We start from the raw sequence: 8,663 nt of genomic DNA, 5'->3' as shown, positions 1-8,663 counted from the left end.
TTGGTTCATCTTATCCGCTTTATCTGTAGCAGGCATTAATTGAGATGGTATAAGACAAGCGTTCCTGACAGCTCTTGTCGATTGGGCGGACGCACTTGCGCCCAGCGATCGCGCATCACATGTTCAGTAAACGCTTTGAGTGCTTCTAGCTTCTCCTCAGCAGCCTCCACCAGCATCGCTTGACCAAAGACGACAACTGAACGGTAATTCATTGAATGGTGAAAGGCAGACCGGGCAAGGACGAGGCCATCAAGCAGCGTCACGGTTACACAAACTTCTACACCTTCCTTGAGCGTGCGGAGCATTCGACTGGCAGGAGAACCATGAATGTAAAGGCGGTCGTCCACTCGCCCATACGCAGTAGGAATCACAAACGGCTGCCCATCGACGACAAACCCTACCTGGCAGATCAATCCTTCATCGAGAATGTCGTAAATTGTCTGGCGATCGTACTCTCCGCGCTGGGGCAGGCGCTTAACTTGAGTGCGTGAAGTCGGCAAAAACGTTGCATCGGTGGCTTCTGAATGCGTCATAAATTTCCTTTTCAGTTCTCTAAAAAACTACGTCAACGATCTCCGCATCACATTGCTGTCGGCAAAGCCCAAGCGACTGTAGACGGGTCTGCCCCAAGGAGAAGCGTTTGTGAAAGTCGCGCTCCGAATGATGGTCATGGGTGACATGGGCAGGATTGAACGGCAATAAGCTCGAACGCTGTTAGCTTAACTCCTGCAATTGGACTGGCAAAAGTACCAATTTCATGTTTTGCTGTAAGTCCACTTGACGGAAATTGGGCAGATGGATGTTGCGATTGTTCTAGACCATCAGTCGGAAACCCCATTACATCAGCAACTTTATGACGAACTGCGTCAGGCGATTTTGACCGGGCGAGTGCTGCCGCGCCAGAAACTGCCTTCCACCCGGTGGCTCGCCCAGTCGCTCGGCATTTCTCGCACCACTGCTACCCAAAGCTACGATCGCTTGCAAAGTGAAGGCTACCTGGAAACTACGGTTGGTGCCGGCACTTACGTCTGTGCTCAACTGCCGGACGATTTGATGCAGTCAATTTCAATCCCCACACTGGCGCGATCGCAACCGTTGACGGTTCCGCTTTCTCGATATGGCGCAACCTTGGCGCAAATGCCCTTCACACTACAACCAGAGCCAGACTTGCCGATCAACTTTCGCTTCGGGCAACCCGCGCTGACTGCCTTTCCGCTCAAACTCTGGCGAAAACTGTTATCCCGTCGCTGTTGCGCTGAACCCAGATGGTTGGATTACGCCACTGATTTTCAGGGCTATTTCCCGTTGCGACAGGCGATCTCGCAGTATCTTTGCCATTCTCGTGCGGTGCAATGTCAGCCAGAACAAATTGTGATCACAAACGGCACACAGCAGGGACTTGACCTGATCCTGCGCTTGTTGATTGAAGTGGGTGACGCGATCGCCATTGAAGATCCAGGCTATTTGAGCGCTCGCCGCATCTTCCAAAGCCATGGTGCAAAGCTAATTCCCATTCCGGTAGACGCCTTTGGGCTAGTGGTCGAACAGTTAGTACAGCCCACGATTCGCCTAGTCTATGTCACGCCCTCTCACCAGTTTCCTACAGGAGCTACCCTATCGTTGCCGCGCCGATTGGAACTGCTGACTTGGGCACAACAGACAGGAGGGTTGATTCTAGAAGATGACTACGATAGTGAGTATCGCTACGGTGATCGCCCAATTCCTGCCTTGCAAGGACTCGATCGAAACAATTCGGTGCTGTATTTGGGCACGTTTTCCAAAGTGCTCTTTCCCGCTCTACGGATTGGTTATCTGGTGTTACCTCTCACTCTGGTCGAGCTATTTGCTCGAGCCAAATGGCTGCATGATCGCCAGTTGCCCATGCTCGAACAACAGGTTCTGACTGACTTTATTAGTGAGGGCTACTTAGAAAGCCACATTCGCAAAATGCGATCACGCTACGATCGCTGCCGTCGGGTGTTGGTGCAGGAATTGAACGCCCAATTCGGCGATCGGGTTGCCATCTTTGGCGAGAAGGCTGGCATTCATCTGATGGTACGTCTGCATACTCAATTGAGTAATGAAGCAGTAATCGAACGTGCAGCCAAAGTTGGGGTGGGGTTGATATCGGCGCAATCCCAATATCTGGGCCCGGGTGGCAGCGGTGAGTTTATTTTTGGCTATGGTGAGTTGAATGAAACCCCGATTCAGATTGGGGTGCAGCGGCTGGCTCAAGTGATCGGGCTGAAGGAGTTGTAGAAAATAAACTTTTAAGCTTTATACGAACTACAAATCAGAATTTCGAGACGGACTGTGTGAGATCGTCACCAGCAGTGTCATTCAGATCCTTGTAAATGGCAGGAGGTTTGATGCCCAGTTTGCGTGCTACTCGATTGATATCCAAAGCCGTTTCTCCTCCTGGACAAGACGAGCGATCACGGTTGATAGCGATGAGTATCTATAGCCGGTAGCGATAGTGATTCTGAGGGATCGTTGGCTCAACCTGTTTAATGTCTGTGGCTACTTCCGTTTTTCAAGGGAAGGCGTGATTGTGGAGGAGTTGAGCGGTGCCTTGGTGTCGCTTAACTCGCTTTTTGGGCTCTTCCCAGCTTTTGGTGATTTGGTTTCTACAACATCCTCAAAAGCGGAAAACTCATAGCTGAGACGGACACGATCTCTGATTTATCCAACGTGGATGCTGAGTTTCAGGCTGCTTGAAAATTCTAGATCACCAAAAATTGGGAAGAGCCGCTTTTTGTCCTCGTTAACAGATTAAACGTCCTCCGGTGTTTGTTTCTGAGTGAGAAGAAGTGGTTGGAAGCCAGACAGTATGGGACTCATATTGGATGTTTGAGGCTTGAAGCAAAAATAGATTGCTAAAGCTTTGAGTGGAATTAATACAATAAATGTCCGCGTTTTAGCCGCTAAAGCGAGCGATTCTAGCAACGGGGTGGTTTATCCGCATCGGAGGTTCCCGATACCATTCATATTTTGCAATCCGCCCCGCATGACTGGCTCTTTCCTCAATGCCTTGCAGTTGTCCATCATGGTGGGGCTGGGACAACCGGAGCAGGGTTACGAGCCGGAAAACCAACCATCATTTGTCCCTTCTTTGGAGACTAACCGTTCTGGGGTAAGCAAGTTTTTGAGTTAGGCGTTGGGGCGCGTTCAATTCCCCAAAAGCAATTAACTGTCGCGGATCTATCACAAGCGATTCAAGCAGTTTCGCTCGATACAGTTATGCAACAACGAGCCAACGCATTAGGGAAAATTCGGGCTGAAAACGGTGTGATGCAGGCAGTTGAAGTGATTCGAGAGCAATTAACTGAAATTCGATAAACTACAAGCAGCAGTAATTTCTAACTTCCATGCCCGCTATGGACCAATTGCCGCAGGTAGACATGGCGAACCATACTCGTCCGGCGCTTGCTGGCCATCCGATTTTGTCCAGTGAGCAGTCAGGATGGAACGGCATCTTTTTCCATCACTATGATCATCCGGCTCACCAAAGTCCAACGCATCAATGGATGCAGCATATTATTGGCATCACAGGACGAGGTGGGCATCCGGTTGAATCGGAGCATCAGGTAGAGGGACAACTTTTAAACTGCTACTGTCAACCTGGTGAGATGTTGTTTATTCCAGCGGGAATCAACTATTCGTCGCTCTGGCATGAGGCAGGCGAATTTTCCCTACTGGGATTTTCACCTCAGTTTTTTGAGCGGGTTGCTTATGAATCTGTTCGAGTGAAGCAAGTTGAATTAATTCCACACATTGGAGCCAACGATCTGCTGGTACAACAAATTGGATCGGCTTTGAAATCAGATGTTGAAGCAAAACATCCCGCAGGTCGGATGTTTGGGGAATCGCTAGCAACGGGTTTAGTGCTTCATCTTTTGAAGCAGTATTCAGTCTGTCAACCCCAACTGGTTCCTGATAGTAAAGTTTGGTTGTCAGAACATCAGTTGCAGAAAGTATTCAAGTACATTCAAGACCATCTTGAACAGGATGTTGCTTTGTCTGATATTGCAAGTGTTCTAAATTTGAGCCAATACCATTTCTGTCGTTTGTTCAAACAATCAACAGGATTAACACCTCATCAATATTTAACTAAGTGCCGGATCGATCGCGCCAAGCAGCTACTGCGATTCACTCAACTCCCCATTACTGAAATTGCATTTGCAGTTGGGTTGAACAATCACAGTTCTTTCACTCGCCTGTTTCGTCGATATGTTGGGACGACTCCGAAAGAATTTAGAGCATCTTTATAGGAACTCAGCAAGATCTGCACAGGTTGAGCAAATCGGGTCAAGCTTTGAGGGAGGGGAGATCGCTACACTCTTCATATTCCGTTAAAGAAGTGGTCAGAGTCCTGATAGGAGCATCTATGACGACAATTGAGACGAGTGAAAAGCGATCTCAACTTGATACAACCCAACAGAAGCAACAACGTTTCAAACTGAGTCTTCAACAAAAGAACTGGGTTCTAGCCTTCCACGTTGGCTTCGCCGCATTGTGGACTGGAACCGTTCTCAGTATGTTTCTGATTGCGCTCAGAAATAACAGCACAGCCAATGCTGACCTTCTATTCGCCCTCAATTCGGTGATCAACTTACTGGATGATTTTATTGTGATTCCTGCGGCAATCGGTTCTGTCGTGACAGCAACCCTCCTTTGTTGGCAAACAAACTACGGCTTCTTCAAATTCTACTGGGTGATTACCAAGTGGATTTTGACGACAGGATTAATCATTTTTGGAACGTTCTGGCTGTTTCCCTGAGGCAATACGGCTGAGGCTATCTCTCAATCGGAAGGCTTAGGTGCATTCAATAATTCCATTTACACCTTTGATGCAGAAGGAGTTTTGATTGGATCAGCCATTCAAGTTTCACTCCTGTTTGTCATCATTGTGATTTCTACACTGAAACCCTGGGGAAAAAGACTGATCAAAGTGAAGGACTGAACCCTCTTTTGCCTTACGAGTAACATATATTCAAGGTAATGCTCGTAAAGCGTGAATATGTTGATGGACAAGATACTGTTGTTGCTCTGCTGAAAATTGCTCAGGACAGATCACAACTCCAGTGCCAATGCCATCCACTAAGGTGATAAGTGAATTTGCTTCGAGGGTTAAATCCAAATCGGCTCGAATCAGCTTAGCTGCCTGTAAATCGGCTAACTCCTGGTCAAGAATCTGGCGGATGTGGTCATAGCGTTTTTGATGCTGCTGAATCAGGTGTTCACGCCCGATCGAATAGCCCAAAAATGCGATCCAAACTTTCCAATCCGTCCTATCACTGTCTTTCAAAGGTAGAGCAGCAAAAATCATTTGCTCTAATCGGTCAATTCCTTGTCGCCCCTTAGCACACGCTTTCATGCGCTCTAAAGTGTTTTCAACCACTTGTTCTAGAGCAAATAAGATGAGTTCTTCTTTATCACGGAAGTAGTGAGTGACGACTCCAGTGGAAGAGCCAAGTTCTTGCGCGATCGCCCGCATACTGGTGCGATCCAGTCCTTCCCGAACAATTACTCGCCATGCCGCTTGAGCCACTTCAATGCGGCGATCGTCATACCCCATAGCATTCCTCAGTTCGCAGCCATCCACCGCAACTATCTTGACTTACATTATAACAGTTGTTATGCTTCAGGCAACATAACAACTGTTGTCATACCTATTTCTATGATTAGACTGGGCAAGCCCGATGACATGGCTGCGATACTGTCCATCGCTGAAGCGATCGGGTTTCAGCTAAGCGAACTGGGGGTAGTACGTAAACTGCTAACCGATTATTTTACTGATGGCAACGGTAGTGATCCTTTGCAAAATAGCAACGCTGAACGGTTCTGGCTCACGAATGACGAAGACAACAATGGGGTAATCGGAGTGGCTTACTGTGAACCGGAACGAATGACGGATCAAACCTGGAATCTGCAACTGATCGCGGTTCACCCCGATCACCAGGGACAGGGACACGGTGGCAAGCTATTGCGCTATGTCGAAGAAACGTTGAAAGCGTGCGGTGGGCGAATACTGCTGGTGGAAACGCTAGCGAGCTTCAACCTGGCACAAGCGTTCTACAAAAAGTATGGCTACGAAGAAGAGGCACGGATTCGTGACTTTTATGCAGCAGGTGATGACAAGATTGTGTTCCGTAAAGTGTTGACTGTGAACTAGCAGGTGACTTCAGCGATCTCTCCTTAAGTTAGCGGAAAAGATTTCAGGGGGTGACAACGAAGCTACAACGCAGACTGTATGAGGGAAATGGCGTTGAGACCTCGTTGAAAAAAGGAGCGTTTTTGCGGTTTGAGCGCCATCAGTTGAGTCGCGAGCGATGACCAAAGATTGAGGCTGTTAATCCACAAACTTCCATATAGACCGATCCAAAAATGGCTGTGTCGGTTTTGTGTACGTTTCGGTTCTTTCACCCGACCGACGTAATGCTGCACTCGCTTTTTGCGAATGCGTTGACCGCAAACGGTAGCAATGGAATAGGCAATGGCAATCAGAACGAGCAGTGCAGTGAAACGCTGCGGATTTACCCGACACTCTTCAAGGTTGTAGCCGCCAGATTTGAAATCCTTGAACGAAGGTTCAATACAGAACCTGCTGTCATAATGAAACAGGACTTTGTTTGCGTCCTTCAGGTTCGTTAACAAATACCAAACTTCTGTCGTCGCCGATTGACGGTATGCCCGTTTCTGATGAATCACCAGATTGTGTTTGCCGAATCCGCGTTTTTGGGTGACTTGGATTTGCAAATACTGCTCGGTGAACTCAGGGGTTTGTGGCAGGTCATCGAGGCGTGTGAAAGTCATGTGGTCGTTGGGTTGAGCGGTTGTGCTTTTAGGTAAGCGAAAGACAAACGAGACGTTTTTTTCAACACACCAGGCAGCGAGTTCGATGCTGTGAAACTCTCGGTCTCCGAGCAAGACAAAGCGATATTTTTTCAACAGTCGAAACACCGGGCGCAGCAGTTTTTGTTGCTCACTGAGGCAACTCTGTCCTTGCTTACCGATCCACGTCCAGTACAACGGCATCGCTCGGTTTTGGTAAACGAGGCTGACCACAAACAAGTTATGGTCTTGCCATTGCGTTCGGTCAAGCACGATTTGTAAAGTTTGCCCTCGTGGAATCTGACGCTTGATCCATTGCTTGGCAATCGGAAACCACATCGCTTCGGGAGTCATTTGTGGCAAGCTTAAGAAGCGTTGCAGATTCCGACGACGACTCTCGAACAGAATCGGTTGGGGAAACAGCGTCACCAATCGCTCAACCGTAACTCGTCGCTCTTTCTGCAATAGTTCGACCAAAATCTCCAACGTCACGAATTGGGTTTCAGACAGTTGCGATTGTAAACAGATTTGATAGAATATCGGCAACATATTTGATAGTAGTGGAGTGAAACAACACGATTCACTCCATTTTTTCTGCGCCCATCCCTGCAATCCGGCATCTCATCGAGTTTTCTGCTCCGTTGTCACCCCCTGAAGGAAAAGATTCTTCGATCGGGAGTGATTGTCATTTCGAGTTTTTTGATAATTGCTACGGAATTCGTGACTCCATCTTCACTGCGGATTTTTGCGCCTAAGTCTGCTGCACGCTGACGCATTGGGCGAGCGCCCACAGCCGTTTGAATCGCCTGTGCCAGCCGTCCGACCGTAAGCTGTTTATGGGGGGGATATCATCAGCAGGAAAGTGCAGCCCTAGGAGTGACGGTAGGCGATCTCCGTTCAGCGACTCGGCGATCACGATTCCATGGCTATCAGGTTGAAATTGATAGATTTTGACGCGGTCCGTTCCCAAATACGATCGGACTTCTGCAGCGGTTGTGGTCAAAATCTCTTGAAGTTCTAGGGATTGGCGAATTCGATTGGCGATGCGGTGCAGTAAGGCTTCTTGAGTTAAGGGGTCACTCGAATTCTGGGGTGGCAGCATAGGGTTAAATACCAAAATCTTCCGTGGATCTCTCGGCCCAATATTCCCCAAACTTTGCTAGTGCTGTTGTCGATTAACAGATTTTTATCGTCGTTAACGAATTCTTTATCATCAGAGTGAAGCAGCTAAAAGCTTTTATGAGTGGGAATTAGCGTATTTTGGCGTTGATTAGTACAGATACCGTCTTGTAAGTTCAGTGGCTTAGATTTTATGACAGTTTTTGGTTCTGATCCCGCGCTAATTGACCGCCCGTTATGGATGAACGGGCTTGTTAGGCCATGAGAGCAGTACCCGATCAAGTTGTGGTACAACTGGCACAGCTGCACCACAACTTGAACTGTTTGAGTTGTCCATTGAAACAGAAACCTGGACGGTATCAATGCTGTGGAGCAAACTGGCAGATAAAGACGCTGCAAATACTTGGTTGCGCCAAACCTTGAACACGATTAGTCAGACGATTTAGATCGCTCTTAGCGTTTTAGCAATTTGAAACCCACCTGCCCCATATTTTGAACATAGGCGAGTTGAATCAACAGCATCATCGCAGGTTCCACAAAGCGGGAGTTTTTCAGCCCTCCAGCGTCGACGACTTCCACATCGATTTCGCTTAGCAAATCTGCCACCACCTGTTTCGCTGCTTCGTCATCGCCTGTGCAAAAAATAGTGGCAATCTGGGTCGTGTTCTAGACATGGGGATTCATCAGTCAAACCGCCCGTCCAAATTCAT

Annotated in this window: 10 protein-coding genes; 5 read left to right on the top strand and 5 right to left on the bottom strand. The window is 48.0% G+C overall.

Annotation, left to right across the window (positions count from 1 at the left end):
• Positions 1 to 35 precede the first annotated feature (35 nt).
• Positions 36 to 533 (bottom strand): pyridoxamine 5'-phosphate oxidase family protein, encoded by a 498-nt coding sequence (locus AC5I6P_RS24050; RefSeq protein ID WP_495696300.1) that lies wholly within the window; start codon positions 531 to 533, stop codon positions 36 to 38.
• A gap of 262 nt (positions 534 to 795) precedes the next feature.
• Between AC5I6P_RS24050 and pdxR the strand changes: the two genes are divergently transcribed.
• The 4 genes from pdxR to AC5I6P_RS24030 all read left to right on the top strand — a co-directional run bounded on the left by pdxR (position 796) and on the right by AC5I6P_RS24030 (position 4,780).
• Positions 796 to 2,259, top strand: coding sequence for a MocR-like pyridoxine biosynthesis transcription factor PdxR (gene pdxR, locus AC5I6P_RS24045; protein WP_495696299.1), 1,464 nt, complete (start codon positions 796 to 798; stop codon positions 2,257 to 2,259).
• Between the two features lie 732 nt (positions 2,260 to 2,991).
• Positions 2,992 to 3,123: a hypothetical protein gene (locus tag AC5I6P_RS24040; RefSeq protein WP_495696298.1), complete on the top strand. Its 132-nt coding sequence runs from the start codon at positions 2,992 to 2,994 to the stop codon at positions 3,121 to 3,123.
• Positions 3,124 to 3,377: 254 nt separating this feature from the next.
• Positions 3,378 to 4,271: a helix-turn-helix domain-containing protein gene (locus AC5I6P_RS24035; protein ID WP_495696297.1), complete on the top strand. Its 894-nt coding sequence runs from the start codon at positions 3,378 to 3,380 to the stop codon at positions 4,269 to 4,271.
• Positions 4,272 to 4,387: 116 nt separating this feature from the next.
• Complete coding sequence (locus AC5I6P_RS24030; protein WP_495696296.1) at positions 4,388 to 4,780, top strand: hypothetical protein; 393 nt, start codon at positions 4,388 to 4,390, stop codon at positions 4,778 to 4,780.
• Between the two features lie 213 nt (positions 4,781 to 4,993).
• On the opposite strand, the gene AC5I6P_RS24025 is transcribed toward AC5I6P_RS24030, so the two are convergent.
• Positions 4,994 to 5,578: a TetR/AcrR family transcriptional regulator gene (locus tag AC5I6P_RS24025; RefSeq protein WP_495696295.1), complete on the bottom strand. Its 585-nt coding sequence runs from the start codon at positions 5,576 to 5,578 to the stop codon at positions 4,994 to 4,996.
• 102 nt (positions 5,579 to 5,680) lie between these two features.
• Between AC5I6P_RS24025 and AC5I6P_RS24020 the strand changes: the two genes are divergently transcribed.
• Positions 5,681 to 6,175, top strand: a complete 495-nt coding sequence (locus AC5I6P_RS24020) for a GNAT family N-acetyltransferase (RefSeq protein WP_495696294.1) — start codon at positions 5,681 to 5,683, stop codon at positions 6,173 to 6,175.
• Between the two features lie 62 nt (positions 6,176 to 6,237).
• Here AC5I6P_RS24020 and AC5I6P_RS24015 read toward each other — a convergent pair whose 3' ends face one another.
• From AC5I6P_RS24015 to AC5I6P_RS24005, 3 genes are all read right to left on the bottom strand, one after another.
• Positions 6,238 to 7,383 (bottom strand): IS4 family transposase, encoded by a 1,146-nt coding sequence (locus tag AC5I6P_RS24015; RefSeq protein WP_495696293.1) that lies wholly within the window; start codon positions 7,381 to 7,383, stop codon positions 6,238 to 6,240.
• 202 nt (positions 7,384 to 7,585) lie between these two features.
• Entirely contained in the window at positions 7,586 to 7,936 is a 351-nt protein-coding gene (locus tag AC5I6P_RS24010; RefSeq protein ID WP_495696292.1) for a GAF domain-containing protein, read from the bottom strand.
• A 470-nt stretch (positions 7,937 to 8,406) separates the two neighbouring features.
• Complete coding sequence (locus AC5I6P_RS24005) at positions 8,407 to 8,562, bottom strand: hypothetical protein (RefSeq protein WP_495696291.1); 156 nt, start codon at positions 8,560 to 8,562, stop codon at positions 8,407 to 8,409.
• Positions 8,563 to 8,663 lie beyond the last annotated feature (101 nt).

It is taken from the genome of Myxacorys sp. (assembly GCF_059501405.1).
Note: the sequence above shows the minus strand (reverse complement) of the source record. Positions and strands in the feature narration are given on the sequence as shown.

Excerpts from the sequence above, each read along its gene's own strand:
- AC5I6P_RS24050 (WP_495696300.1), bottom strand. The coding sequence starts at position 533 with ATGACGCATTCAGAAGCCACCGATGCAACGTTTTTGCCGACTTCACGC.
- pdxR (WP_495696299.1), top strand. The coding sequence starts at position 796 with ATGGATGTTGCGATTGTTCTAGACCATCAGTCGGAAACCCCATTACAT.
- AC5I6P_RS24035 (WP_495696297.1), top strand. The coding sequence starts at position 3,378 with ATGGACCAATTGCCGCAGGTAGACATGGCGAACCATACTCGTCCGGCG.
- AC5I6P_RS24030 (WP_495696296.1), top strand. The coding sequence starts at position 4,388 with ATGACGACAATTGAGACGAGTGAAAAGCGATCTCAACTTGATACAACC.
- AC5I6P_RS24025 (WP_495696295.1), bottom strand. The coding sequence starts at position 5,578 with ATGGGGTATGACGATCGCCGCATTGAAGTGGCTCAAGCGGCATGGCGA.
- AC5I6P_RS24020 (WP_495696294.1), top strand. The coding sequence starts at position 5,681 with ATGATTAGACTGGGCAAGCCCGATGACATGGCTGCGATACTGTCCATC.
- AC5I6P_RS24015 (WP_495696293.1), bottom strand. The coding sequence starts at position 7,383 with ATGTTGCCGATATTCTATCAAATCTGTTTACAATCGCAACTGTCTGAA.
- AC5I6P_RS24010 (WP_495696292.1), bottom strand. The coding sequence starts at position 7,936 with ATGCTGCCACCCCAGAATTCGAGTGACCCCTTAACTCAAGAAGCCTTA.